Raw genomic sequence first — 23,657 nt, forward strand, 5'->3', positions numbered from 1 at the left:
TTTCGCGGGGAACGCATAGCGGGGGCGCAAGGCCCGGGATCTCTAATCGAATTCCACGTCGTCGATGTCGATCGAAACCATCAGCAGGTCCTCGACGGGGCGATGGTCGGGTCCGCGCACATAAGCGCGGCGGCGCGTCGGCACCCGGATGCCCTGCACCTCGACATAGTCACCGATCATCTGTGCCGCAGGAAAGCCGCCGGCGATGTCGACGCGATAATCGTGCCGCTTGAGGTCGAGGTTGCTGTCGAAGAAGAAGTCCTGTTGTCGGCTGTGCGTGACCATCGAGCCGGGAAACAAGGCGCGCAGCACGCGCCATTCCTCGTCGCCCTCGCGCCACGGATCGAGCTCGTGCACCTCTACCCCCTGCATCGCGAGGACGAACGGCGAGTTGAGGTAGAGCCACATCGCATAACCGTTGAAATAGGCGCGGTGGAGCGGCCCCCAAAGCGTGCTCATTCCGTGCCCGGCGAACAGCGCAGGCAAGTCGCGGCTCTCGGCGACGATCGCGCCGTCGGTCTTCTCGACGGCAACGCGATCAGCGGAAAAGGCGGTTCGCTGGTCGGGCGCACCGAATGGCGATACCGACGCGCGCAAGTCGTGCAGCGATACGGTCATGCGGCGTTGCGTCGGGTCGGTCGCGAGGCCCTTGAGCGGGAATAGCCCGCCCGTAGTCACCACCGAGGCCCGGACCCGATCGAACGTCGCACGGGCGAGTCCGCCGTGCGCATAGATTATCTCTTCCAGCAGCTTCATCGCCGACCCTCTCCTCAGGCCGCTTTGGCAAGCGCGGCATTGGTCCGTTCATACCGCGTCCGCAGCTCGAGCAGGCCGAGCAGCAGCGTGTCGCGCTCGGCCTCGAGCTCCTCGATCGAGCGCGACCCGACCTCTTCATGGACGCTGTCGATGAGCCGGCGTTGCACCTCCGGCGTCAGTTCGGGCTCGCCCATGCTTTTCCACGAATGCGTCATCGGCCCGGCGAACTGCTCGAAGAAATGCTCGATGCCGCCCGGCCCGCCACCAAGATGGTTGAGCATCATATTGCCCATCAGCGCCCAGCGAAGGCCGGGCCCCCAGGACAGGGCGGTATCGACATCGGCCGCGCTCACCACGCCTTCGGTGACGAGGTAATAGACCTCGCGCGCCAGCGCGCCCTGCAGGCGGTTGGCGACATGGCCCGGCATTTCCTTGTTGAGGCGCACGGTGCGCCGCCCGATCGCGGTGTAGAAAGCGTCGGCGCGGTCGATCGCTTCCTTGGAAGTCTTCTCCCCGGCGACCAGTTCGACCAGCGGGATCAGGTGCGGCGGGTTGAACGGGTGGCCGATGATGCAGCGTTCGGGGTGCGACGTCGCGCCAACCTGGATCTGGCTCATTGGCAGCCCCGACGAACTCGACGCGATGATCACATCGGGCGGCAGCAAGGCGTCGAGCTGAGCATAGAGTTTTTGCTTCAGCTCGATCCGCTCGGGTCCGTTCTCCTGCACGAAATCGACCCCGGCCAACGCCTCGGCAAGATTCGCGTTGAACGAGAGGTTCTGCATCGAACCGTTGCGCGAGAGCCCGAGGCGCTCGAGCGCGGGCCAGGCCTTCTGTACGAAATGGTACAAGGCCGCTTCCGCGCCCGGCGCGGGATCGGTCGCGACAACCTCAAACCCCTTTGCGAGAAACAAAGCGGTCCAGCTGGCGCCGATGACGCCGGTGCCAACCACGGCGATGCGGCGGATATTTCGGTCGGTCATGTCATGTCTCCTTAGTCAGATGTCGGCGTAGGCGATGCCAGCAAGGTTGCCTTGCGCGCCCAACAGGGTGCGCTTGTTCGATCCGTCGAGATCGGCGCGGTAGATCGAGCCGCCCAAATCGGTGACGAACATCCGGTTGCCCGGCACATCGAGCGCGATGCCGATGCCTTCCATCAGATCGGTGACGAGGATCTGCGGCGCGGCGTCGCTTTCGTCGATCGCCGCACAATTGACTGTGTTGCCCGCGGGCGGATTGCCGCGATCGGTCCAGTAGAGGATGCGGTTCTCGGCATCGAGTTCGAGGTCGATCGGCTCGGGCAAACCGTCGAACAGCAGCTCGACGTCCGAACGGCCGGCCGGGCTCTCGTCGCACGACATGTCGATATTGGCGCGCAGGATGCGACCGACGCCTTCATTGTCGCCGCCCTTCTGCGTCCAGTAGAATTTACCGCCGACCGGATCGACAGTGATCCCGACGCACCAGCGCTTTGCGTCGCGACGGTCGTCATCGCCAAGGCCGGTCTCGATCAACGTCTCGACATGCGATCCGTCGAGGTTGGCGCGCATCACGCGCATCCCCTCGCGGTCCGACCAGTAGAGCTTGCCGTTGGCCTTATCGAGGTGGAGCTGTTTCGGTGTGAACGCGACGCCGGGCGGCACGATCATCGTGCGGTTGCCGCCGTCGAGCTTGGAGCGCTCGATCGAGCCGTCGGCCTCTTTCGGCGACCCCATGTTGGTCCAGTAGATATGCCCGGCCACGGCATCGGCGACGATGCCGTCGGGGTGGCGGCAATCGCTGACGATGACCCGGCTGTCGGATCCGTCGGGGTTCATCGCGTGGATTCGCCCGCCGCTCAGTTCGAGGACGAACAGGCGGCCAGTGCGGGTCCGGCCCGGTCTGGGCGTGATTGGCTGTTGCACCGTCATGATATCGTCTCCCGATTGGGGATTTTGGTTTGCCGATGGTCGCGTTCGGATTGCGCGGCATCCGTCACCTGTTGGTCGACACCGCTCTTGTCGCTGAAGAAGGCGAGCGCGAAGAGCCCACTGCCCAGCACGACCGAGAAGAACACGCCGCCTGCAGTCGCAATGATGGTGGTCGGGGTGAGCGTACCGAACGCCTGGAGATAGCTCAGCGCACCGACCACCATTAATACGGCGACGATCACGATCCATCGCATCGCGCGCTTGAAATCCGCGAGCGCGGCCTCGCCTTCATCCATGGGAGTTCGATTCACGGTTGGGACCTGGTTCATGGTCTGCTTCCTTGTTCGGACAGGCGAGGCGTCAGGCCGCGCGTTTCACGGTATCGGGAATGGCGCCGCTCGCGCGCAGGCTCGCGATGGCTGTCGCGTCGAAGCCAAGCTCGCGAAGCACTTCCTCGTTATGCTCGCCGAGTCCCGGTGCCCGGCGCGCCGGCGTCTTGGCGACGCCGTGCACCTGGATCGGGTTACTGATCGTCGAGACGAGCTTGCCACCCGCGCCTTCGAGCGGAACGACGATGCCGTTGGCCTCGAGCTGCGGATCAATGATCACTTCTTCGGCGCTACGCACCGCCCCGAAGGTGACGTCGATGCTCGCGAAAACCTCGGTCCAGTGCGCCATCGGCTGCGCGGCGAAAGTCTCGTCGAGGATCGCGGTCAGCTGCGGCCGGTTCGCCGCCAGCGTCGCCGGATCGGAGAAGCGTGGGTCGGTCAGCAGGTCCGGACGGCCAATGGCCTGCGCGACCTCCGCCACCTGGTTGGGTCTGACGATGAGAACGAACCAGGTGCCGTCCGCAGCGCGATAGACGTTCAGTCCTGCGTTGAAGGGGTGCGCCCGATCATGTTCAAACAGTTTCGCACCAACCAGCGCGGCCTGGATCGAGACGCTCGCCGACCACACGCCCTGCGCCAGCAGCGAGGTGGTGACGTAGGAGCCCTTGCCGGTGCGCTCGCGATTGTAGAGCGCCGTCGTGATCGCCGCATAGAGGCCCATCGCGGTGGCGTTGTCGCCGCTCCCGCCCACCGGCCAGGTCGGCGAGGCACCGGCATCCCGCGTCATCGAGAGCAGGCCGCTGCGCGCCCAATAGGACGTGATGTCGAAACCCGGCAGGCCGGCGTCGGGGCCGTTCTCCCCAAAGCCGGTGAGATCGGCATAGACCAGCCGCGGGTTCCATTTGGCGACATCGTCATATTCGAGGCCGAGCTTCTTGCGCGCCTTGTGCGGCGTGTTGACGATCAGCACGTCGGCCCAGTTGACGAGCCCGAACAGCACCTGCGCTGCATCCGCGTTCTTGAGATCGAGCGCGATGCTGCGCTTGTTGCGATTGGCGAGGTGCCATTGATAGGCATCCTCGGCCAATGGCTGCGGCGGAAAGCGATGGGCGTGACGCCACGCATCGCCCTGCGGCGGCTCGACCTTGACTACGTCGGCGCCGAAGTCCGACAGGATCACCGCGGCGCCGGGGCCGGCGACGAAGCTCGACAGGTCGACGACCTTGAGCCCTGAAAAGATGTTTTCTTCCGACATGCGATTTCTCCTCAGCGTCCGCGGAACTGCGCGAGGCGCTTTTCGAGGAAGGCGGCAGTGCCTTCCTTTTTGTCTTCGGTTCCGGCGAGGAGACCGAAATAGGACGCTTCGAGCGCGTAGCCGTCGCCGTCCGCGACATTGACCGCCCGCAGCGAATATCTGACCGCGAGCGGCGCGTTGGCCGCGATCTCGCCGAGGATCGCTTCGGCGCGGGCGATCAGCTCGGCGGCGGGGACGACCTCGTTGACGAGGCCGATACGGTACGCTTCGTCAGCGCCGATGATGCCGCCGGTCAGGATCAGCTGAAGCGCGCGGCCCTTGCCGACGAGCTTCGGCAGCCGCTGCGTCCCGCCACCGCCGGGGAGCAGCCCGAGCTTGACCTCGGGCTGGCCGAACTTGGCATGGTCGCTGGCGATGCGGATCGTGCAGGCCATCGCGACCTCGCAGCCGCCGCCCAGCGCGAAGCCGTTGACCGCCGCGATCACCGGCTTGCCGAGCGTCTCGAGCAGGTCGAGCGTGTCCTGGATGAAGCGGCTCTGCTTCTCCGCGTCGACCGCGCTGAGGCTGGCGAGCCCGCCGATATCGGCGCCCGCGGCGAACGCCTTGTCGCCGGCGCCGGTGACGATCACGCCATGGATCGAGCGATCGTCCCGCGCATCACTCAGCGCCGTGCGCAGATCGCGCAGCGTGGCGTCGTTGACCGCATTGTACACCGCCGGGCGGTTGAAGGTGACATAGGCGATGCCTTCGCTCTTCTCGTAAACGATGGTTTCGAGCTGGAGCGCGGGCACACGGGTCCCCTGGGCCGCTGAAGCGGCCGCGAGCATCATCATCATCTTACTCCTTGGTTCTAAGCGTCAGACGAAAGCGCTGATCCCCGTCGCGGCCTTGCCGACGATCAGGTTCTGCATCTGGAACGTGCCTTCGTACGAATAGAGCGCCTCGGCGTCCGAGAAGAGCCGCGCGGCGGCGCCGATCTCGGCGTCGACCAGAATGCCGTTGGCACCGTGCAGCTCGCGCGCCCAGGCAACGGTCTCGCGCATCCGCTGCGTGGTGAACGCCTTAGCGAGCGACGCATGCTGGTCGAGCAGCCGGTCCTCCTCTTCGATCTCCGCGAGGCGGAGCATCAGCGACTGGCACGCGGTGATGTTGGCGAGCATCCGCGCGATCAGGTCCTGCACCATCTGGAACGAGGCGATCGGCTTGCCGAACTGGAGGCGCTGCTGGCTATAGCGGACGGCGGCGTCATAGGCGCCCATCTGGACGCCGGTCGACATCCAGCCCACGCCCGACCGGGTCAGGCGCAGGACGTGCGCGGTGTCGCGGAACGAATTGGCGTTCTGCAAGCGATTGGCTTCCGGCACGCGGCAGTCGGTCATCGTGATCAGGCCGTTCTGCACGACCTTGAGCGCCATCTTGTTGCGGATCTTCTCGACGCTGAAGCCCGGGGTGGTCTTGTTCTCGACGATGAAGCCCTTGACCTGATTGTCGTCGAGGTCGCGCGCCCAGATGATCGAGATGTCGCACCACGGCGCGTTGCCGATCCATTTTTTCTGGCCGTTGAGGATCCAGCTGTCGCCGTCGCGCTTGGCGGTAGTGGTGAGACCGCCGCCGGTGCCCGATCCGACCAACGGCTCGGTCAGGCCGAAGCAGCCGATCTTGTCGAGCCGCTGCATCGCGGGCAGCCATTTGGCCTTTTGTTCGTCCGAGCCGAGCAAGGCGATCGACCCCATGGCAAGGCCGGTATGCACACCGAAGAACGTGGCGAACGACGGATCGACCCGGCTCATCTCCATGACCACCATCCCGATCAGGCGATCGCGATAACCTTCCGCGTGCAGATTGCCGATCTCGAGCTCCTGGAGCGCGGGAAGCAGCTCGAACGGAAATGCATCCTCGACCCAATATTTGTCGATGATCGGCGCGACCTTGGTCTGCATGAAATCGCGGACCTTGGTCAGGATCGCCGCCTCAGCGGCAGTCAGCGTGTCCTCGATGCCGTAGAAATCGCTGTCGGGTGCCGGCAGCGGCTTAGGCGGGAATTTGAGTGCGGTGGCCATGTCAGTTCCTTCGATTGGGGCCGCGAGGCGGCGGGGGGCTATTGAAATCTGAGGCGAAAGGGGCGGCGCCGGTAGACGGCGATGGCGGGAGGCAACCTATCGCGACGTGGGGGGCTTTAGCCGGCCAAGGTGACGGGCGAGTCCGCACCCTTGTCGAGCAGCAAGTGCACCGGGCAGCGATCGGCGATCCAGAGCAGGCGGTCGCGCTGCTCGTCGGTCACGTCGCCGAGGTCGATGATCCGGTCGAAACGATCGCGCGCGCCGCCTTCGCCCTTATGATGCATGACCCGGACGCGCAGCCCGCCGGTCGGCCAGCCCTTGCGCTCGGCATAGACCTTGATCGTCATCAGCGTGCACGACGCGAGCGCCGCACGGAGCAGGTCGAACGGGCTCGGGCCGGTGTCGAGCCCGCCGTTGGCGACGGGCTCGTCCATCCAGAAGTCATGGCCGCCGGCGTTGACGCGGACTTGGAACAGGCCCGCGCCGACCGCTTCGGTGACCGCGACTTGCTCGATCGCCGGTGCATCGGTCATGACGGATCGACCATCTCGACCAGCGCCTCGACATAAGCGCGCAGGCGGAGCAATTCGTCCTGCATCGGCGCCAGCTGGCGCGCGACGATCCATTCGATTCCGGCTTCGAGCACGCGATCGTTTTCCATGCGCGCAATCGGCTTCTGCAAGGTCGCAATCATGGTCAGTCTCCTCTTCGAATGACCGCGTCGGGTCGGTGCGGTGTGGGGGTCAGGCGGCTTCGTGCGCCGCCAGCGTGACCTCGGCGTCGATCCCGTGCCGGGTCATCTTGGAATAGGGGCAGGCCTCGTGCGCCGCGGCGATCAGCTGGCCGGCGACGTCGTCGGCGATACCGGGAATGGTAACCTCGAGCCCGGCGCTGATGGAAAAGCCTTCGACGTCGTCGAGATGCAGCTCGACCGACGCATCGACCGCGGTATCGGCCGGCAAGGCGACACCCGCCTGCTTCGCGACGAACTGCAGCGCGCCTTCGAAGCACGCCGACCAGCCGGCGGCGAAGAGCTGCTCCGGGTTGGTGCCGGGGCGGCCGAGGCCGGGAGTCGACAGCTTGATGTCGAGCTGGCCGTCCGAGCTCTTCGCGGCGCCGTCGCGGCCGCCAACGGTGTGGACGTGCGCGGTGTACAGGGTCTTGGCAGTCATGGCTTGGTTCCTTCTGGTGAATTGGGGATCAGGCGGCGCGATAGCGCGGCGCCGGCGTGGCGGCGGACAGCTTGCCGAGCATCGCTTGGCGGGCGGTTTCGTAGGCGTCGAACAGCGCGCCATCCTGGAGCGAGGGGATCGAGACGAACTCGCCACGGTCGAGCCCGATCAGCGCGGAATCGACCAGATCCTCGCCGCTCATCACGATCGCGCTGGGCAGCAATTCGACCGGCCGGCCGGCGATCGCCCAGAAGTCGGTCGCGGTGGCGCCGGGCAGGACGACCTGCACTTGGACGCCGCTGCCTTCGAGTTCGTGGCGGAGGCTCTGGCTGAACGCCACGACGAACGCTTTGCTGCCGCCGTAGACGCCATTCAGCGCCTCCGGATTGATCGCGACGATCGACGCGATGTTGACGATCGTGCCTGCGCCGCGCGCTACGAACTGCGGCACAATGGCATAGGTCAGCCGAGTCAGTGCGGTGACGTTGAGCGCGATCAGCGACGTCATCTGATCGACATCGGCGTCGACCAGCTTCGCCGTGCCGCCCAGGCCGGCATTGTTGACCAGCATATCGATGTCGGGAGTCGCCTTGAGAAAGGCTTCGACACGCGCGAGATCGGTCGCGTCGGCCAGATCGGCGGGGAGCAGGTCGACCTTGCGGCCGGTCTTCGCGCGGATCCGATCGGCGACATTGGCCAGCCGATCGGCGCTGCGCGCGACCAGGACCAGATCATAGCCCCGCTCGGCGAGGCGATCGGCATAAACCGCGCCGATACCGCTCGATGCGCCGGTGACGACGGCAATTCCTTTTGTAACGGACATCTTCATGTTCCTTATCGTTCGCGAGGCGCTCAGCTCGCCTCAGGATCAATGACGGGATCGCCTCGCGTGCTTATCCGCAGTCACTGATGTGAAACCGCTCACTTGAAGCGACGCTGCCGATCGACTCCGTCCAATGGGAAGCGCCACTCACGGCGACGCCCCACACAAATTCCAGAATCCGGCTAAACGCGACGACATTGCCCGATGCGACGGGAACGACGCTTGCTTCTTGTTCGCCTGTCATGTGCGTGACTCCTGATCATCCACGAGGTGTCGCGCTCTGGCGACATCTTGTGATGCCAAGCTATTTACTGTTGCCACTCGTCGCGCAGCAGCCATTCAAAATGAAAATGAGCCTCTCGAATCTCCGGAGGCTTGCGCATATTGATCCGCCGATCCGAGCACTCATCTTGGCGGTACGCCGATAGTGCTACGCACCGCCCGGCCGTTTCGACCCGCGCTTTGGAGAAGCCGTCATGCAGCGATTTGCCCACAAAACCTATATCGCCTCCGGCCTGCGGACACCGTTCGGGCGGGGCGGCGGTGCGCTTGCCGATCATGACGCGATCAGCCTGTCGGTACCGCTCGTTCAGGCGATGTCGGCGAAGGCGCGGCCGGATCTGTTCATCTGGGGCACGGTGATTCCCAGCCTGGGCTGGAGCAATATCGGCCGCGAGATCTGGCTCGATGCCGGCCTCGACCCGACCGTCCCGGCTTTCTCCACCGTGCTTGCCTGCTCGACCAGCATGGTCGCGGCGCTCACCGCGGCGGGAATGCTTGGCGGCGATACCGATCTCGTGATGGTCGGCGGCGCCGAGGTGATGAGCAATCCGCCGATCGGGCTCAAGCTCGACGCGTCGAAGCGGATCGTCAAACTGTTCCGCACCAACCCGGCCGAGGCGATTGCCGCGCTACAAGCACTGACACCGGACGATCTCGTCCTGCCGGTCAAGGGCTGGGCGAACCGGATCACCGGCCGGACGATGGGCGACCATATGGAAGAAACCGCGCAGATCTGGGGCATCGGCCGCGAGGCGCAGGACGCCTGGTCGCTCAAGAGCCATCAACGCGCGATCGCCGGATGGGAATCGGGATTTTTCGACGACCTGGTGATCCCGCTCCCCGAGCTGGCGCGCGACGCCAATCCCCGCGCGGACACGTCGATCGAAAAGCTCGCCGCGCTCAAGCCGGCGTTCGACACATCGGGCAAGGGTTCGCTCACCGCCGGCAACAGCTCGCCGATCACCGATGGCGCCGCGGCCTGCTGGGTCGCCACCGACGCGGGGCTCGCGCGGCTGCCGGAAGGCACGCATTACGCCGAACTGTTCGACCATGAAATCGCGGCGGTCGACCATGGCGTCGACGGGCTGCTGATGGCGCCGAGTTTCGCGATCCCGCGGCTACTCGCGCGTCATGGGCTGCGCTACGACGACGTCACCTTATGGGAAATCCACGAGGCGTTCTCGGCGCAGGTGCTGGCCAATGTCGCCGCGCTCGAAAAGCCCGGCTGGACGCGCGATCGCGCCGGCGTGGATTTCGATTTCGGTGAATTCCCATGGGACCGAGTCAATCCGAACGGCGGCTCTGTCGCGATCGGCCATCCGTTCGCGGCCACTGGCGCTCGCGATCTCAGTCAGGCGGTAAAGGAATTGTGGGCGATGCCGTCGGGATCGTTCGCTATCGTCAGCATTTGCGCGGATGGCGGCCATGGCACGGTAGCATTGCTGCGCCGTCCCTGACCGATCGCCGGGCACCGCCAGACCAACGAGGCAGATGATCGCGGGTGCGGATGGGCTGCGTGATAAGCGCTTGGCGGCTAGACATCGTCATCAAAGCCGAACCCCATCGCGAAGAGACGGGTTCGCGTTATACTGACAGCACCCCGAAGACGTGGCGTGCCCGCCTCCTCATGGACGCAGCGCGCACCCGGCCGTTACGCGGATTGGGTTGCACCGCGCCATGGCACCATCCGGCAGCGTCACGATGAAGCCCCGCTTCAGCGGATCGGGCGCGCCGGGATAATAATCGGTGCTGACCGCCTGCGCGCCGCTCGCCATCGCCGCCTGCGCCTTGGATAAATCATGTGAGCGCGCCTCGACGGTATTGGCGTCGGTGCGGGTTCGTACGATCAGGCCCTCTGCCACCCAGCGCTTGATCTTCTCGCCGTCGACCAGAGGATCCTGCACGATCTGCACGGCGGATTCCGGCTGATTGTCGGGATACCAGCCGAACATCGACCGCCCGGCAAGCGAGGGATGCCCGGCGCGATAGGCGTCCGACACCGCATCACGGACATCGAACACGATATAAATGCGCCCGCGTGCCGAGGCGAGGCTGGGCCAACCGTGCTCGCGGACCGCGTCGCGCAAGGTTGCGGCCTTGCCGCGCACGTCGTCCGGCGTGATGAGCCGCTTGCCCGGCAGGACCGAGCGTATCTCCGCGTCGAGCGCGTCGAGCAGCGCCTTGTCGGTGAGCGGCAACGGATCGGTGATCGGCCGATGCGACGGCGTGTCCGCCGCGTTGATCGTGATCATGATCGGCAGATGGTCAGGGTGCGCCCGCGACCAGCGATCGATCTCGGTCAGGCAGCGCACCAACGTGACGCAGGTGCTGAGATAATCCACGTCCGGGATATGGAATATCTTGAAGCCCGGCCGAAGCATCGCGGCGCGGTCGAAGCCGGTCGCTTCCCCCAACGCGCGTGCCCATTGCTCGCCTTTGGGATCGGCATAGCGGCCACCGATGGGATCCGCGAAGATATCCAGCTCAACCTGCCGCACGCCTGCGTCGAGTTGTTGCGACAGCGGCAGATGATAATAATCGAGTCCGTCGGCGAGCTTCGGCTCCACCGCGCGAAGCCGGGTCATGACGGCTGTAGGAATCCGCGCCTTGAAACTGTTGTGGGAGCCGACGACCTGCACGTCGTTCATCGCGACGGGAGGCGCGGCCGCGCCGATCAGGGTCAGCGCGGCGGCGGAGAGGGCGACCTTCAACATCAGAACTCGACCCGTGCGCCGAACAACAGGGTGCGTCCATAATATTGGATCTCGCCGTAGCGCAATTCGGTCTCGTTATAGGAATAGCTCCTGGCCCCGGCGATATTGATCGCCTCGACACTCACCGTCATCTTCGGCGTGATCCGGTAGGAGAGATTGCCGTCGAGCGACCCGAACGGCGCGACATAGGTGGACGATTGAGTCGTGCTGCCATTGCTCGACAGATATTTGTCGCGCCAGACATAGGACAGGCGCGCCGAGATCGGCCCCTTGTCGTAGAAGCCGACGACGTTGAAGCTGTTCTTCGACAGGCCGATAAGCTGATCGACGATCGGACGCGCCCCCGCCGTATAGCTCGATTGCACCGAAGTGTGCGTATAGGACGCCTGGAAGCCGAGGCCGTCGAACGGCGCCGGGAGGAAATCGAGCACCTGGTTGTAGGCCGCCTCGACGCCATAGACCTTGGCATTGCCGCCATTGACCTGGGTGCTCAGCAGCACGGTGCCGCGCCCCGGAATGTCGATATTGACGTTCTGCGCGGTGATGTAATCGTCCATCGCTTTGTAGAACAGAGCGCCAGTCAGCGAGGCGTTGCGCCGGAAATACCATTCCAGCGATCCGTCGAACTGGCTCGCGAGGAAGGGCTTGAGCGCCGGATTGCCGCCGCTCGCGGTCGGTGCGTCGGTGGAGACGCTGATCTGCGGCGCGCTCTGCGTCATGTTCGGGCGCGTCAGCACGCGGCTGGCGGCGAGACGGGCCACGAGGGTCGGGGTGAGCGCGGCACGCAGATTGAAGCTCGGCAGCCAGTTGTTGAATGTCTGCGGGAAGCTGGCGGGGGTCGGGGTCGTGCCAAGGGTCAGCGTGCCGCTCGCCACCTGATCGGTGCGGACATAGCGGACGCCGACATTGCCGGTGACGTCGACGCTGCCGAGCTGGAAGGCGTAATCGGCCCGAATATAGCCGGCGACGACCTTTTCCGTGACGACATAGGATGCGCGCAGGTCGCTCGCGGTGCGCGGCGCGTTCGCCACCGCATCGCTGAACAACTTGTTGTAGAAAACGCTGGTGACCGGCACCAGCCAGGTGCGCGGGAAATTGCCCGGAACCCCCGACAGGAAATTGTCGTACGGCAACGCCTCATAGGCGCCCGGCGCGAAGGCGGTGATGGGCGTGCCGTTGGCGGACGTCACGAGGAAATCGCGGCGCCAATAATCGCGCTTGCGCCAATGATATTCGCCGCCCACCGCGATCTTGGTGATGAAGCCGTCCAGATCGCGGCCGATATCGGCGCGGGCATAGCTGTCCCAATCCTTGCTGTTCTTGGGCGCGATGTTGAAGGTCGTCACGGCATAGCTGGCGGGATCGTTGACGTTCACCGGGGTGCTGAGCGTCGACCCGACCTTATAGCCGCCCGACGCGTCATAGGTCAGCGGGGCCAGGAACTGCATGCGGCTGCGCACCGTGCCCTCGGCATAGCTCGGGTGATAGCTGTGCGCGAACGACCAGTTCGCATTGGCGGAGAGATGCCACCGATCCGGGTTCCACTCTTGTTTCAACCCGACATTGAACAGATCGTGGCGGTTCAAACTGTATTCGCGCGAGGCCATGAAGCGCACGTTGTTGATCGTCGCGGCGGTCACCGTGTCGCCGTTCAGCTTGACCGATCCCGGCACGATGCTGGTGCCCGGATCGTCCGGGTAGATGTCCAGCCCGAATTCGTCATAGGCGACGTCGAGGCGCGTCACCGACACGTCGAGCGTGGTTTCCAGTTCCGCCGATGGCCGCCATTGGGCGGAAACGAGGCCGGACAGGCGCGTGCGATCCTCGGTCTCCACCGTCGGGCGGGTGCGCGTCGGCGTGTAAAAGCCGGCGCCGAGCGCGGAGGTGAATTTGTCGAGGTTCCAGCCGGTATTGTAATAGCGATCGTTGCGCACCGACTTCGCCCAATATTGCGCGCCGAAGAGAAGGCCGAACTGGCCGTCCTTGGACTTGAAGCTGGTCAGCAGCGTGGCGTTGGGTCGCACCTTTTCGGTCATCGTCGTATAGGTGCCGCGCACGTTCAGCGTGGTCTTGGTGCCGACGTCGAGCGGATGGAAGGTCTTGACGTCGATATTGCCGCCCAGCGCGCCTTCGGTCATGTCCGCGGTCGGCGTCTTGATGACGTCGATCTGCGAGACGAACTCCGCCGGCAGCATTTCGAAACGGAATTGGCGGCCGTTGGCCCCGCCATTCTCGATCAGGTCGTTGATCGCCACCGTGCGACCGTTGACCAACGTGCTCTGGAACTGCGGGCCAAGGCCGCGGACGCTGACGTAGAGCCCCTCGCCACGCGGACGAGTGATTGCGACGCCGGTGACGAGCTGCAACGCTTCGGCGACGTTCTGCGTCGGGAATTTGCCGATGTCGGTGGAGTTGATGGCGTCAACGCCATAATCGGCCTTGCGCTTCGTCTCCGTCGCTTCGGCGAGGCTGCGCGCATAGCTGCCCGTCACGACGATGTCGCCGTCATCGGCGGCTGCATTTCCCTCGCTAGCGGGGGCCGGTGACGCTGTCTGCGCATAGGCGGGCTGCGCAGCCGCCAGAACGAAAAGGGCAAGCGGAAGCGGCGCGCAAAGCAGGCGCGAATAACGTGACATCTGATGGATTCTCCCCTCGGCTTTAGGCCGTTACGGGGCAGTTAGAGTCGCGCGATGACACTTTGATGGCTTGGGGATTACTCTAACATTTAATCGAGGCGTCGGGGCGCTGCTCCAAAGAAGAACACCGCCCGTCATGGGACGGTGCGATTTTGGTGGAGTGGCAGTCGCTCGCCAGCTGGGCTTGCTTCAAAGACCGGTTTGCATCGCGCAGAGACCAGGTCGCGTCAGACTGAAAGCACCAGCGCGACGCTTGGAGAGCGTCACGGATTACGGAACCGCTTCGAGGATTCTGTAGTGTTCAATGTCCAATGGATCGCGATCAGCGATTTGAACAGGTGCGCCCTCCCATTGCCAGATCTTGCCTCCCGCCGAGCGTGAAAGACTTATTCGACCCCGGGACCCTTCAACCTCTGCACCCATCCAGAAGTCTGCCTTAGTCGAACTGATGCCTTTGCCGGCTCGAAGTATTTCCGCGATCAAGCGGATTGTATCGTAGCCTTCGAAAGCCACAAACGACGGGCGAACGGACAGCTGATCACGCAGGCTGGCTTCGACCGTGTCGCCTAGCGTTCCGAGATTCTTCGGAAGGTAGCGCAAGAATGGGATCGCGGTACCGTCCTTACCTAGAGATGCTGCCCAACTGGCGAACTCTGGTTGCCCGGCTGGAGCGCCGATCTGGATCGAGCGGAGGCGGGGGTCGTGCCGAACCGCGCGGACAATCGCCGTCGCTGGCTCCGGCACTCCGACCAAGAGAAGCAATGCGGTCACATTGGCGCGCGCAAGCTCATCGCATACCGCGTCCGGAGCTAACTCAAGCGCATCCAACTCGAGAACGGAACCTCCGCAGGAGGCGAATCGCTCACGCAGGATGCGCGTTCCAGATGGCCAATAAATGCTCGGCTGGGTGACCACCGAGATGTGCTTGTTTCCCGCCTGGATCAGGAAATCCGCGAACCTTTGCCAGCCACGCGACTGCGGCGGACAGAGGCGAGCGATCCAGTCCGCATGCTCCTCGGTTAGCGAGTCGATAACCGCGGAGGAACAAAGATGTGGCAACTCAAGCGCTGACCGCGTTCGGCGAGTTGAGCGCGATGAGCGTCAAGCGAGTCGACCAGCATCGTCACAAAGCCGTTGCCTGCCTGGTCGGCCTGCTCAAACACCGCGATGCCGCCCGAACCTTCGTGCCATTCACGCAGGATCGGCATTGGATTGGCATCGCCCGGATGGCCAAAGAAGCGCTCGAACCACGCCTCGGCCCGGGTCATGTCGTCGGTCGAGAGCACAGCCGGCGTGCGGTCAATGATGGGCATTTTTCTTCTCCGGATGATATTCAAGATCTGTTGGAGCCAGTCAGCGCGCGATCACAGCTGACAGACACCTGGCTTCATCTCGGTCTCCCATGGGCAGAGCGTTTGTCGCTCCAGCAAAACGCGTTCGGCTATTCGAGTGTGAGGACCGTCGTTGGCGACACGCGGCAGAATTTCCAGTCGTCAACCACTGGGAAACCTGACCGTTCGAACAAGCCGATCGCCGCCTCGTTTGATCGCTGCACCCGCCACTCAATCCGCGGCAAGCCTTCGGCTGCCGCCAAGGTAGCAACCTTGCGAAGCAACGCCCCGCCGATCCCCTGGCGCCGCGCGGGCGCTCGGACGAACACGTCCTCGACGAACAAGGTCGGTCGCCCCTCGAATGTCGAAAAGCCGTGATACCAAGCGCAAAACCCGACCGCACGCTCGGCTTGCTCAGCGATCAGAAAGGACGCGGTGGGTCGTGCCCGCGACAATTCCTCTGAAAGGTGAAGGCCTGTCACTTTGAGCTCGCCGGCCAGACCTTCGTGTGCGGCGAGTTCGACGATCAACTGGTACAATGCTGTCGCGTCATCCGGCACGGCTGACCGGATGAGCGCCGCCGTACTGCCCTCAGAGCTCAGCACCGGTGCCTCAACACCATACCGGATCGCGAACCGGTCGCACGCTCGCGGTCAACCGCCAGCACGCCATTGACTATAACGTCCTCTATTCCGACCGGCGGCGCCATCGGATGCGCCCAGTCCGAACCGGCCGCGACCTTGGCATAATCGAACACCACCAAGTCGGCACGCAGCCCTTCACGGAGCACGCCCCGGTCGGCGAGGCCCATCCGCGCCGCAGGCCATGAGGTCATCTTGCGCACTGCGTCGGGCAAGGTCAGGACACCGCGGTCGCGGGCATAGACGCCGAGGATACGTGGGAACGTGCCGTAAGCGCGTGGATGGGGAAGGCCGAGCGCATCCATCTCGCCGAACTTGGCGGACGCCCCCGCATCGGTGCCGATACTCGTCCACGGTTGCTTCAAGGCGAGGTCGATATCGCCCTCATCCATCATGAAGAACAATGCCATGGCGCGGTTGGGCAACGCAGCGCCGGCAATGTCCCAGGCGACGTCCTCGGGATCGCGCCCCAGCGCCTTGCCAATCGCGGCGAAGCTCTGGCCATCATATTTGTCGTATTTGGGATCGAAGGCATTGGCGAGAACGACATGGTCCCAACCGCCCGAGGCCTCGACCAGATTCGACCAGTCGGGCTGCGACCCGGCCGCGACCTCACGCTTGAGCCGCGCACGGATCGCAGGATCCTTGAGCCGTTCCCACCCCTTGGTTTGGCCGTCAGCGAACACCCAAGTGGGGATCGTGATATCGATCCCGGTTCCGCCCGCCGTATAGGGATAGACGTCGGCGGCCACGTCGACGCCGCGGTCGCGTGCCGCCGCGATCCGCGCCAGCGCCTGCGGCATGAGCTTGCCTGCGAGGGGCTGGAACGCCGCCTTGAGGTGGAAGATCTCGACCTTGACGCGTCCGTCTTCGCCGATCCGGATCGCCTCGTCGATTGCGGAGAGGATCTTGGCGCTCTCGTCGCGCATGTGCGTCGCGTAGAAGCCACCGCACTTGCCCGACTCCTTGGCCAGGGCGATCAGGTCATCGGTGCTCTGGAAGGTGTCGGGCGAATAGATCAGCGCCGAGGAGATTCCGAACACGCCCGCATGCATCGCGGCCGCGACCTCATGCCGCATCGCGTCGAGCTGCGCTGCGCTCGGATGCCCCGCCCCATCCCCCATCACCTTCACCCGCGCCTGGGCGGCGCTGTAATAGGTACCGAAATTGACCGCGATCCCCTGGCGCTCGAGCTGCGTGAAATAGGCCGTTATCTTCGCTGCATCGACGGGCGTCCCGCCTTCGCCGGCGATAAGCGTCGTGACACCCATGCGCAGCTTGTTCTCGGCGCCACCGCTCTTGAGCAGCACCTCGCCCGATTGGTCCATCATGTCGATGAAACCGGGCGAGACGTAGAGGCCGGTCGCGTCGATCTCCCTGCGCCCGGCGCCGTCGACCGCGCCGATCCGGGCGATCCGCCCATCCTTGATCGCGATATCGGCAGCGACCCAGGGATTGCCTGCGCCGTCGAGGACATGGCCGTGACGGATGACAATATCGTATTGCGGCGCTGGCGATGCACCAAGCAGCAACAACGAGGCGGCAAGCGGAAGCAGTCTCATCTCGCGGATCCGACCGGCTGGAAAAGGAGGTCCTGATAATCGTAGCTGAAATCAGCGATCGGCGAGACCGCCTTCATCGTCACGCGATCGACCTTACCCTCGGCATCGAGCGCGAACGTGACATATGCCGGCTCGAGCGACTTGTCGTCCAAGCGGGTGATGAAGGTGTCGTACTGATAATGCTCCAGCCGCCCGCCCATCCGCGGCGTCGACTTGAAGTCGATCGTCAGTTGGCCACCCGCCTCCCCGACCACAATGTCGCCATACCAGGGATCGCGATAGGTGCCGGCATAGCGTGCCAGCGGCAGCGACGGCCCAACCTTGGCGGGCGCAGCCGCCGCGGCGCGAACCAGCTTCAGCGCCTCCGCCGCGCGCTCGGCCTTGAATTTCGCCAGCTTGGCGGGCCAATCGTCCTTGGGCTGGTCGAGATAATGGTCGAGCAACTCGTACATCAGCCCCCGAACGACGTCGCCGTCCTCGCTGTTCACTTCGATCGAGAAGGCAACGTTCTTCTCCGGGATCAGCACGACGGCCGATAGGAACCCGAACACCGCGCCGCCGTGCCACACGATCCGCGCCCCGTGATAGTCCTGCACGTCCCAGCCAAGCGCATACGTGTAGAACATCGGCTGAGTCGCCTTGAGGTAGTCGGGCCGGGGCGCGATCGGCTGGAGCAGAACAGGCTTCCACATCTCCTCGTGCGCGGCTTCGCTGAACAGCCGCTCGCCGTCGGGAAGCCTGCCGCCAGCGAGTTGCAGCGTCAGCCATTTGGCCATGTCGTTGGCGCTGATCGCCAGTCCACCAGCCGGCGCCGCATTGCGCGCCAGATCGTCGCGTTCGCCCAGCACTTCCTGCGTGCCGAGGCCACGCAGCCCGCCGTTGAACCGGGCATGGGGAAAAGCGCGATCGGCGGTTGTAAAACGCCTCTCGTCGTCGGTCGTCGAGGTCAGCATTCCGGCCGGCTTGAGCACGTGCTCGCGCACATAATCTTCCCAAGTCTGACCAGTGACCGCCTCGATCAGCTGGCCTGCGACCATGTAAAGGACGTTGTCGTAAGCATAGCCGCTGCGGAAGCTCGTCGCCGGCTTGATGAAGCGCAGTCGGCGGACCGCCTCGGCGCGCGGGATGTTGCTGCGCGGTGCGAACAGCAAGTCGCCCGCACCAAGTCCGAGGCCGCTGCGATGGACCAGCAAATCGCGGATCGTCATCTCGCGCGTAACCCAATAGTCGTACATCTGAAAGCCGGGCAACCGGTCGGTGACCTTGTCGTCCCATGAGATCTTGCCGGCATCGACCAAGGTAGCGAGCGCCGCGACGGTGAAGGCCTTGCCGGTCGATCCGGTCGGGAAGATCGTGTCGGCATCGACCTTGTCGGACGCGCCGAGCTTGCGCACGCCCCAGCCGCGCGCCAGCACCGGCTTGCCGTTCTCGACGATCGCGATGGCGATACCCGGCACGCCGGCATGCTGCCTGACCGCCTCGACGCGAGCCTCGAAGCCCTTGGGCGGCGCGGCTAGCGCAGGCGACGCGACGAGAACGAGCGCGAGCAATGCTTTTTTCATGCGACCTCCGGGGACAGATGCCGCCGACGGATCAGCCGCGACAGGCCGATGGTCAGGAGCGGCAGGACATAGACGGCGAGCAGTGCGTAAGCGAGCAAACGGTAGCCATTGGCGATCAGCGCCACGAGCCCGACCCGGTCGGCGAGCAGCATGCAGGTCGCGAGCAGGATGAGCGCGAAGACGAGGCGCAGGCGCCCGCCGAGTTCGGTGTCGCGACCACTTCGCCACGCCGCGGCGATCCGCTCGTTGATCGCGTGCACCGCCCCGGTACCGCTCTCGAGCAGGGCCGCGAAGATCATGACCTGGAAGACGAGGTGGAATAGCGGGCTGCCGAGCCTGACCAGCAGGAAATCGGACGGCAGTATTTCGTTCGCGATGCCCGGCATGAAGGCGCTCATGCTGAGGAAGAACAGGATGGCGGGGAGCATTGCGAGCGGCCCCGCCACCAGTCCGGCGACGACGGCATCGCGCCGCCGGGTGAAATGGCGCGTGACCGGGAGGATAACCACCGCGCCGACGATGTTGTAGGCGGCGTAGGTGATCCCACCCGCCGCCCAAGGCAGCGCTTGCGCGGGCGCCGCGAAGGCCGCTCCGATCCGGTCGCCGAACCGGGTCAGCGCGAGGATCAGGAAGATCGCGTAGACAGCGTAGAGCAGGATCGAGACATATTTGAACAGTCGCTCGACCGACTCGTTGCCGAAGGTCGCGACGCCCGCGATCGTCAGCATCAGCGCCAGCGTGCCGAGGATCGGCGGCGCGCCGAGCACCGCATGGGCGATCGCCCCGGCAGCCGCTCCGAACACGGCAAGGATCAGGACGACGAACAGCAGATAGGTGATCTCGAAGATCGGCCAGAAGCGGCCGAGCAATGCGCGGAAGAACGAGCGATACTCCTCGGCGCCGGTGGCGCGGGCGAACTCGAACGTGACGACGCACACCCCGCTCCAGATCAGCATCGCCAGCAGCATCGCGGCGAGCCCGCCCCAGGGACCGGCGGGCAGGAAATATTCGGCGAGTTCGCGGCCGGTCGCGTAGCCGCCGCCGATCACCACCGCCTTGAAGGCGAGACCGGGGAGCAGATAACGCTGAAACCAGCTCGGCGTGCGCGTCATCCCGCCGCTCCTCGGCGCATCGGCCTATCTGCCGCGGCGGTCAGCCCAGGCATCGGTCGATCAACTCCTCAAACCGCGCACCGCCACGAATAGGATCGGCGCAGGGGAGCCCCAGGCGCTCGCTTTCCGACAAGAGCAGGCGTGCCGCCTCCGGCTCGGAAAGGTGCGCGGTGTTGAGGCTGACGCCCGCGCAACAGATCGCGGGATTGGTGAGCCTGCCGAAATCGAGCGTCACCGCGATGATCCGCTCGATCGTGGGTATCGGGAAATCGGGCAGGCCGAGCATATGCCGTCGGCCGGGCTGATCGCACACCACGAACAGATCGGGCTGGCTGCCATGGAGCAGGCCGAGCGACACCGCTGAATAAGACGGGTGGAGCAGCGACCCCTGGCCCTCGATGATATCCCAATGATCGGGCGACGCTGCGGGACTGAGGATTTCGGCCGCGCCTGCCTCGAAATCGGCAGGCACCGCGTCCATCGGCATACCGCTCCCGGCGAGCAGAATTCCGGTTTGCCCGGTGGCCCGAAAATCGCTGTCGATCCCGCGCGCCGCGAACGCCCGCGCGATCGCCAGCGCGGTATATTTCTTGCCGAGCGCACAATCGGTGCCGACGGTCAGCAATCTTTTGCCGGCACGCTTCTGCCCGGTCCCGACGGGCAAATGGGCCGGGGGCCGGCGCACGTCGATCAGCCGGCGACCGAGCGCCATCGCCGTGGCGTGGAGCTCGGGAATGTCGCCGAGCGCGACGTGAAGCCCGCTGACCAGGTCGAGCCCCGCCTGGAGTGCTTCGACGAGCAGCGGAACCCAGGCGGGCAGGATGATGCCGCCTTCATTGGCGACGCCGATGACCAGCGCGCGCGCTCCCGCCGCATGAGCCTCGGCCGGGCGCATCGCCGGCAAACCGACGCTGACCGTTCCGCCAGGGCAGCGAAATTCGCCAATGCATCGCTCGGGCGCCCATTCGCGCAAGCCGAATGCCGTCTTGGCATAGGCCGGCTCGGTCGCGTCTCCCAGAAACAGCAGATAGGGCCGAGGGATAGCTCCCGTCACCCATCGCTGCGTCGCTCCAGCAGCGATCGGGTCGCTCGGAACAGGGTGCGTGGCCATGGCCCCGATCCGCCGTTCAATAACCGACGGTCAGGCTGAGTCCGATCGTCCGCGGCCGGATGAACGAGGTGCTGACGGCGCCGTTGGGAATGCTCCCGACTCCCGATTGGATCGCGCTGACGTCGACGATCCCGCGCGCATTCGTAAGGTTGCGCGCATAGATTTCGAGCGTCGCCTTGCCGAAATCGAGGCCTGCACGCAGGTCGACGACGTTATAGGACGGTATCCGGCGCTGGCGCCCATTGGCCGCTGCATAGCCGGGATCATAGTCGGTGATCTGCTCGCCCACCACGCGAACAGTGCCGCCGACGAAAGCCTTAACGGTCCCGCCAAGTACCCATTGATAATCGCCGCTGAGGTTGACCGCGACGCGCGGCGTATAGGGAAGCGCGTCACCCTTCCGCCCGCCGACCGCGAGAAGGTCGGTGTTCTGGGTGAGATGCGCATCGGTATAGGCAGCGTTGGCGGCGAAAACGAGCCCGTCGGTGGGGCGCGCGGTGATCGTAGCCTCGAACCCCTGACTGATTGCCTTGCCGCCGTTCGTGTTGACTCCGGTGTTATTGATCAGCTGGAACAACTGGATGCGGCTCCAGTCGATACGGAAGCCCGATAGGTCCACGCTTAGCGCGCCGCCCAACGTATCCGCCTTGATTCCGGCTTCGTAATTGATCGTCGAGTCGGACTTGAAGGTCAGTGGCGTGCCCGGAACGAACGGGACCGACACGACGTTCGGCCCGCCGGGCCGATAGCCCTTGGCGACGCGTGCATAGATGGCGACGTGCTTGCTCAGTTCGAATCGCGGCGCGATCGAATAGGTGAAGACATCTTCGGACGAGTTCAGCGGCGCAAACGTTGCGACGGTGCCGAGCGTTTCAGCGTTTTGCTGGCCGTTCTGGCTGTTATGGGCGTAGCGTCCGCCAAGCGTCAGGTCGAAGCGGTCGGTGATATGCCAGGTGGCGTTGGCGAACCCGGCATATTCGCGATATTTGGAATCGAGCCCTGTGGTCTGGAGCAAGGCGAACGGGCCGGTCGGCTGGCTGTTGGCCGGATCATCGACGTTGAAGTGCGTCGAGATGAGCCCGGTCTCGCGTGTGTAATAGCCGCCGACCAGCCAATCGATCGTCGAAGTGCCGTTCGACGACAGCCGCACCTCTTCGGTGAACTTGCGGATCCGGTTCTGCTGGCGGTTGACGAAGTTGCAGAGCGGAAGCGTCGCCGGACAAAATGCGCCGAAGCCGGCGACGCGACCGACATAGGTTTCATCGAACAGGAACCGACGGTCGAGCGTCGCGTAGCTACTGACAGAGGTCAGCTTGGCGAAGCCGAGATCCAGCCCGATCGTGCCGCTGTAGATGCGATAGTCAGTGCGGCTGCGCTCGGGCTCGAACAGCGAATGGCTGAGGCGGCCGTAGAACGGTTGGTAGCTCGCGGGATCGGTCTCGACGCCGCTCGACGACCGCGCGTCGATCTTCTGGACGTTCGCGGTGAGCTGGATCGACAGATTGCGCGTCGGCGTGAACAGCGCCGATACGCGGCCGCCATAAACCTCGTTGCCATTGATGTCGTTCTCGACCAGCGAACCGGCGGTGCCGATCGAATCGACATAGCCGCCGACCTTGCGATAATAGCCCGTCGCACGGATCGCGAGCGTGTCGCCGAGCGGCAAGTTGACCACCGCCGCGCCGTTATAGCTCGCCTCTCCCCCTTTGGTGGTTTCGACGCCACCCCTGGCCCGCAGCACGAGCGCCTTCGTATCGGGTGCGTTGGTGACGAACTTGAGCACTCCGCCAAGCGAACTCGCGCCATAGAGCGTTCCTTGCGGCCCGCGCAGGACTTCGATCCGGGCAATGTCGAACGTGTCGAGATCGGCGGCCAGACCCGAGCCGTTGACCAGGCCACTGCTCGATCCAAACGGGACGTCGTCAACATAGACCGCGACGGTCGCGCTGACGCCGCCGGTATTGACGCCGCGCAACACTAGACGGGCATTTCCCGGCGCCGGCTGCTGGAGGCTGAGCCCGGGGATCAGCGCGACATAATCCTGGAAGCTGGCTGCCTGCTGACGCTCGAGGACGGCTTGGGAAACGACCGAGACCGACTGCGGAACATCGCGCAAGGTCTGCTCGCGCTTCTGTGCGGTGATGATGATATCGTCAGGACGGTTGCTAGCTGTCGCCTCTTGCGAGGTCTCCGGTTGCGGCGCGGTCGCTTGGGCGTGGGCCGCGACCGGTGCACACAGTGCAACCACGCTGGCGCATAGCAACCAAGCAGCCTGGCGGTTCGTGAGCAAAGGGAGTCGCATGGCCTGTTTCCTCTCCATCAGGGCGGGACCGGATCGCTGGCAGCGCAGACCGCCTGACTATTCGCCCAGCGTGCCCAATATCTCCCGCGTCACGGTCCT

General features: G+C 64.8%; 22 protein-coding genes. 1 reads left to right on the forward strand and 21 read right to left on the reverse strand.

The features are described 5' to 3' along the window. Positions 1 to 42 precede the first annotated feature (42 nt). From SAS01S_RS00385 to SAS01S_RS00430, 11 genes are all read right to left on the reverse strand, one after another. Positions 43 to 756: a hypothetical protein gene (locus tag SAS01S_RS00385; RefSeq protein ID WP_066803068.1), complete on the reverse strand. Its 714-nt coding sequence runs from the start codon at positions 754 to 756 to the stop codon at positions 43 to 45. A gap of 14 nt (positions 757 to 770) precedes the next feature. Beyond that, on the reverse strand, positions 771 to 1,739 hold the full coding sequence (locus SAS01S_RS00390; RefSeq protein WP_066803071.1) for a 3-hydroxyacyl-CoA dehydrogenase NAD-binding domain-containing protein: 969 nt from the start codon (positions 1,737 to 1,739) through the stop codon (positions 771 to 773). A gap of 15 nt (positions 1,740 to 1,754) precedes the next feature. Continuing rightward, the gene (locus SAS01S_RS00395; RefSeq protein WP_066803074.1) at positions 1,755 to 2,666 is read right to left on the reverse strand and encodes a 3-hydroxyacyl-CoA dehydrogenase; all 912 of its coding nucleotides are present in this window, start codon (positions 2,664 to 2,666) and stop codon (positions 1,755 to 1,757) included. Beyond that, positions 2,663 to 2,995, reverse strand: coding sequence for a hypothetical protein (locus tag SAS01S_RS22965; RefSeq protein ID WP_174544925.1), 333 nt, complete (start codon positions 2,993 to 2,995; stop codon positions 2,663 to 2,665). The genes SAS01S_RS00395 and SAS01S_RS22965 overlap by 4 nt, the downstream gene beginning before the upstream one ends. Positions 2,996 to 3,026: 31 nt before the next feature. Continuing rightward, the gene (locus tag SAS01S_RS00405; protein ID WP_066803080.1) at positions 3,027 to 4,250 is read right to left on the reverse strand and encodes a CaiB/BaiF CoA transferase family protein; all 1,224 of its coding nucleotides are present in this window, start codon (positions 4,248 to 4,250) and stop codon (positions 3,027 to 3,029) included. Positions 4,251 to 4,261: 11 nt separating this feature from the next. Beyond that, entirely contained in the window at positions 4,262 to 5,083 is an 822-nt protein-coding gene (locus SAS01S_RS00410) for an enoyl-CoA hydratase-related protein (protein WP_218016221.1), read from the reverse strand. Positions 5,084 to 5,107: 24 nt separating this feature from the next. After that, on the reverse strand, positions 5,108 to 6,310 hold the full coding sequence (locus SAS01S_RS00415; protein ID WP_066803083.1) for an acyl-CoA dehydrogenase family protein: 1,203 nt from the start codon (positions 6,308 to 6,310) through the stop codon (positions 5,108 to 5,110). A gap of 116 nt (positions 6,311 to 6,426) precedes the next feature. After that, complete coding sequence (locus SAS01S_RS00420; RefSeq protein ID WP_066803085.1) at positions 6,427 to 6,843, reverse strand: OsmC family protein; 417 nt, start codon at positions 6,841 to 6,843, stop codon at positions 6,427 to 6,429. Beyond that, positions 6,840 to 7,004, reverse strand: a complete 165-nt coding sequence (locus tag SAS01S_RS22710; RefSeq protein WP_169804876.1) for a hypothetical protein — start codon at positions 7,002 to 7,004, stop codon at positions 6,840 to 6,842. Before SAS01S_RS22710 ends, SAS01S_RS00420 begins: the two co-directional genes overlap by 4 nt. A gap of 49 nt (positions 7,005 to 7,053) precedes the next feature. Next, positions 7,054 to 7,482, reverse strand: a complete 429-nt coding sequence (locus tag SAS01S_RS00425; protein WP_066803088.1) for an organic hydroperoxide resistance protein — start codon at positions 7,480 to 7,482, stop codon at positions 7,054 to 7,056. 28 nt (positions 7,483 to 7,510) lie between these two features. Then, a complete protein-coding gene (locus SAS01S_RS00430) occupies positions 7,511 to 8,305 on the reverse strand; it encodes an SDR family NAD(P)-dependent oxidoreductase (protein WP_066803192.1) in 795 nt (264 codons plus the stop codon). Positions 8,306 to 8,781: 476 nt separating this feature from the next. On the opposite strand from SAS01S_RS00430, the gene SAS01S_RS00435 reads away from it, so the two are divergent. After that, positions 8,782 to 10,044 carry a thiolase family protein gene (locus tag SAS01S_RS00435; protein ID WP_066803090.1) on the forward strand — a complete coding sequence of 421 codons (1,263 nt, stop codon included), beginning with the start codon at positions 8,782 to 8,784 and terminating at the stop codon, positions 10,042 to 10,044. 168 nt (positions 10,045 to 10,212) lie between these two features. Here SAS01S_RS00435 and SAS01S_RS00440 read toward each other — a convergent pair whose 3' ends face one another. From SAS01S_RS00440 to SAS01S_RS00485, 10 genes are all read right to left on the reverse strand, one after another. Continuing rightward, positions 10,213 to 11,301: a Ca2+-dependent phosphoinositide-specific phospholipase C gene (locus SAS01S_RS00440; RefSeq protein ID WP_066803093.1), complete on the reverse strand. Its 1,089-nt coding sequence runs from the start codon at positions 11,299 to 11,301 to the stop codon at positions 10,213 to 10,215. Continuing rightward, positions 11,301 to 13,937, reverse strand: coding sequence for a TonB-dependent receptor (locus SAS01S_RS00445; RefSeq protein ID WP_066803096.1), 2,637 nt, complete (start codon positions 13,935 to 13,937; stop codon positions 11,301 to 11,303). Before SAS01S_RS00445 ends, SAS01S_RS00440 begins: the two co-directional genes overlap by 1 nt. Positions 13,938 to 14,207: 270 nt before the next feature. Then, entirely contained in the window at positions 14,208 to 14,852 is a 645-nt protein-coding gene (locus tag SAS01S_RS00450) for a hypothetical protein (protein ID WP_157082606.1), read from the reverse strand. Positions 14,853 to 14,956: 104 nt separating this feature from the next. Further along, positions 14,957 to 15,250 carry a VOC family protein gene (locus SAS01S_RS00455; protein ID WP_066803102.1) on the reverse strand — a complete coding sequence of 98 codons (294 nt, stop codon included), beginning with the start codon at positions 15,248 to 15,250 and terminating at the stop codon, positions 14,957 to 14,959. Between the two features lie 128 nt (positions 15,251 to 15,378). Beyond that, the gene (locus SAS01S_RS00460; RefSeq protein WP_066803104.1) at positions 15,379 to 15,873 is read right to left on the reverse strand and encodes a GNAT family N-acetyltransferase; all 495 of its coding nucleotides are present in this window, start codon (positions 15,871 to 15,873) and stop codon (positions 15,379 to 15,381) included. Continuing rightward, positions 15,867 to 17,471 (reverse strand): N-acyl-D-amino-acid deacylase family protein, encoded by a 1,605-nt coding sequence (locus SAS01S_RS00465; protein WP_066803106.1) that lies wholly within the window; start codon positions 17,469 to 17,471, stop codon positions 15,867 to 15,869. Before SAS01S_RS00465 ends, SAS01S_RS00460 begins: the two co-directional genes overlap by 7 nt. Further along, positions 17,468 to 19,033 carry a serine hydrolase gene (locus SAS01S_RS00470; protein WP_066803108.1) on the reverse strand — a complete coding sequence of 522 codons (1,566 nt, stop codon included), beginning with the start codon at positions 19,031 to 19,033 and terminating at the stop codon, positions 17,468 to 17,470. Before SAS01S_RS00470 ends, SAS01S_RS00465 begins: the two co-directional genes overlap by 4 nt. Beyond that, a complete protein-coding gene (locus SAS01S_RS00475; RefSeq protein ID WP_066803110.1) occupies positions 19,030 to 20,145 on the reverse strand; it encodes a YkvI family membrane protein in 1,116 nt (371 codons plus the stop codon). The genes SAS01S_RS00470 and SAS01S_RS00475 overlap by 4 nt, the downstream gene beginning before the upstream one ends. A 40-nt stretch (positions 20,146 to 20,185) precedes the next feature. Further along, positions 20,186 to 21,256, reverse strand: a complete 1,071-nt coding sequence (locus SAS01S_RS00480) for an N-acetyltransferase DgcN family protein (protein ID WP_084238356.1) — start codon at positions 21,254 to 21,256, stop codon at positions 20,186 to 20,188. Between the two features lie 16 nt (positions 21,257 to 21,272). Continuing rightward, on the reverse strand, positions 21,273 to 23,558 hold the full coding sequence (locus SAS01S_RS00485; RefSeq protein ID WP_066803120.1) for a TonB-dependent receptor: 2,286 nt from the start codon (positions 23,556 to 23,558) through the stop codon (positions 21,273 to 21,275). Between the last annotated feature and the right edge of the window lie 99 nt (positions 23,559 to 23,657).

Origin of the sequence: Sphingomonas asaccharolytica NBRC 15499, assembly GCF_001598355.1 — a bacterium.
Classification (GTDB): domain Bacteria; phylum Pseudomonadota; class Alphaproteobacteria; order Sphingomonadales; family Sphingomonadaceae; genus Sphingomonas; species Sphingomonas asaccharolytica.

What these genes read in the sequence shown, in the direction of transcription:
- SAS01S_RS00385 (WP_066803068.1), bottom strand. Translation starts at nt 756, where the DNA reads ATGAAGCTGCTGGAAGAGATAATCTATGCGCACGGCGGACTCGCCCGT.
- SAS01S_RS00390 (WP_066803071.1), bottom strand. Translation starts at nt 1,739, where the DNA reads ATGACCGACCGAAATATCCGCCGCATCGCCGTGGTTGGCACCGGCGTC.
- SAS01S_RS00395 (WP_066803074.1), bottom strand. Translation starts at nt 2,666, where the DNA reads ATGACGGTGCAACAGCCAATCACGCCCAGACCGGGCCGGACCCGCACT.
- SAS01S_RS22965 (WP_174544925.1), bottom strand. Translation starts at nt 2,995, where the DNA reads ATGAACCAGGTCCCAACCGTGAATCGAACTCCCATGGATGAAGGCGAG.
- SAS01S_RS00405 (WP_066803080.1), bottom strand. Translation starts at nt 4,250, where the DNA reads ATGTCGGAAGAAAACATCTTTTCAGGGCTCAAGGTCGTCGACCTGTCG.
- SAS01S_RS00410 (WP_218016221.1), bottom strand. Translation starts at nt 5,083, where the DNA reads ATGATGATGCTCGCGGCCGCTTCAGCGGCCCAGGGGACCCGTGTGCCC.
- SAS01S_RS00415 (WP_066803083.1), bottom strand. Translation starts at nt 6,310, where the DNA reads ATGGCCACCGCACTCAAATTCCCGCCTAAGCCGCTGCCGGCACCCGAC.
- SAS01S_RS00420 (WP_066803085.1), bottom strand. Translation starts at nt 6,843, where the DNA reads ATGACCGATGCACCGGCGATCGAGCAAGTCGCGGTCACCGAAGCGGTC.
- SAS01S_RS22710 (WP_169804876.1), bottom strand. Translation starts at nt 7,004, where the DNA reads ATGATTGCGACCTTGCAGAAGCCGATTGCGCGCATGGAAAACGATCGC.
- SAS01S_RS00425 (WP_066803088.1), bottom strand. Translation starts at nt 7,482, where the DNA reads ATGACTGCCAAGACCCTGTACACCGCGCACGTCCACACCGTTGGCGGC.
- SAS01S_RS00430 (WP_066803192.1), bottom strand. Translation starts at nt 8,305, where the DNA reads ATGTCCGTTACAAAAGGAATTGCCGTCGTCACCGGCGCATCGAGCGGT.
- SAS01S_RS00435 (WP_066803090.1), top strand. Translation starts at nt 8,782, where the DNA reads ATGCAGCGATTTGCCCACAAAACCTATATCGCCTCCGGCCTGCGGACA.
- SAS01S_RS00440 (WP_066803093.1), bottom strand. Translation starts at nt 11,301, where the DNA reads ATGTTGAAGGTCGCCCTCTCCGCCGCCGCGCTGACCCTGATCGGCGCG.
- SAS01S_RS00445 (WP_066803096.1), bottom strand. Translation starts at nt 13,937, where the DNA reads ATGTCACGTTATTCGCGCCTGCTTTGCGCGCCGCTTCCGCTTGCCCTT.
- SAS01S_RS00455 (WP_066803102.1), bottom strand. Translation starts at nt 15,250, where the DNA reads ATGCCCATCATTGACCGCACGCCGGCTGTGCTCTCGACCGACGACATG.
- SAS01S_RS00465 (WP_066803106.1), bottom strand. Translation starts at nt 17,471, where the DNA reads ATGAGACTGCTTCCGCTTGCCGCCTCGTTGTTGCTGCTTGGTGCATCG.
- SAS01S_RS00470 (WP_066803108.1), bottom strand. Translation starts at nt 19,033, where the DNA reads ATGAAAAAAGCATTGCTCGCGCTCGTTCTCGTCGCGTCGCCTGCGCTA.
- SAS01S_RS00475 (WP_066803110.1), bottom strand. Translation starts at nt 20,145, where the DNA reads ATGACGCGCACGCCGAGCTGGTTTCAGCGTTATCTGCTCCCCGGTCTC.
- SAS01S_RS00480 (WP_084238356.1), bottom strand. Translation starts at nt 21,256, where the DNA reads ATGGCCACGCACCCTGTTCCGAGCGACCCGATCGCTGCTGGAGCGACG.
- SAS01S_RS00485 (WP_066803120.1), bottom strand. Translation starts at nt 23,558, where the DNA reads ATGCGACTCCCTTTGCTCACGAACCGCCAGGCTGCTTGGTTGCTATGC.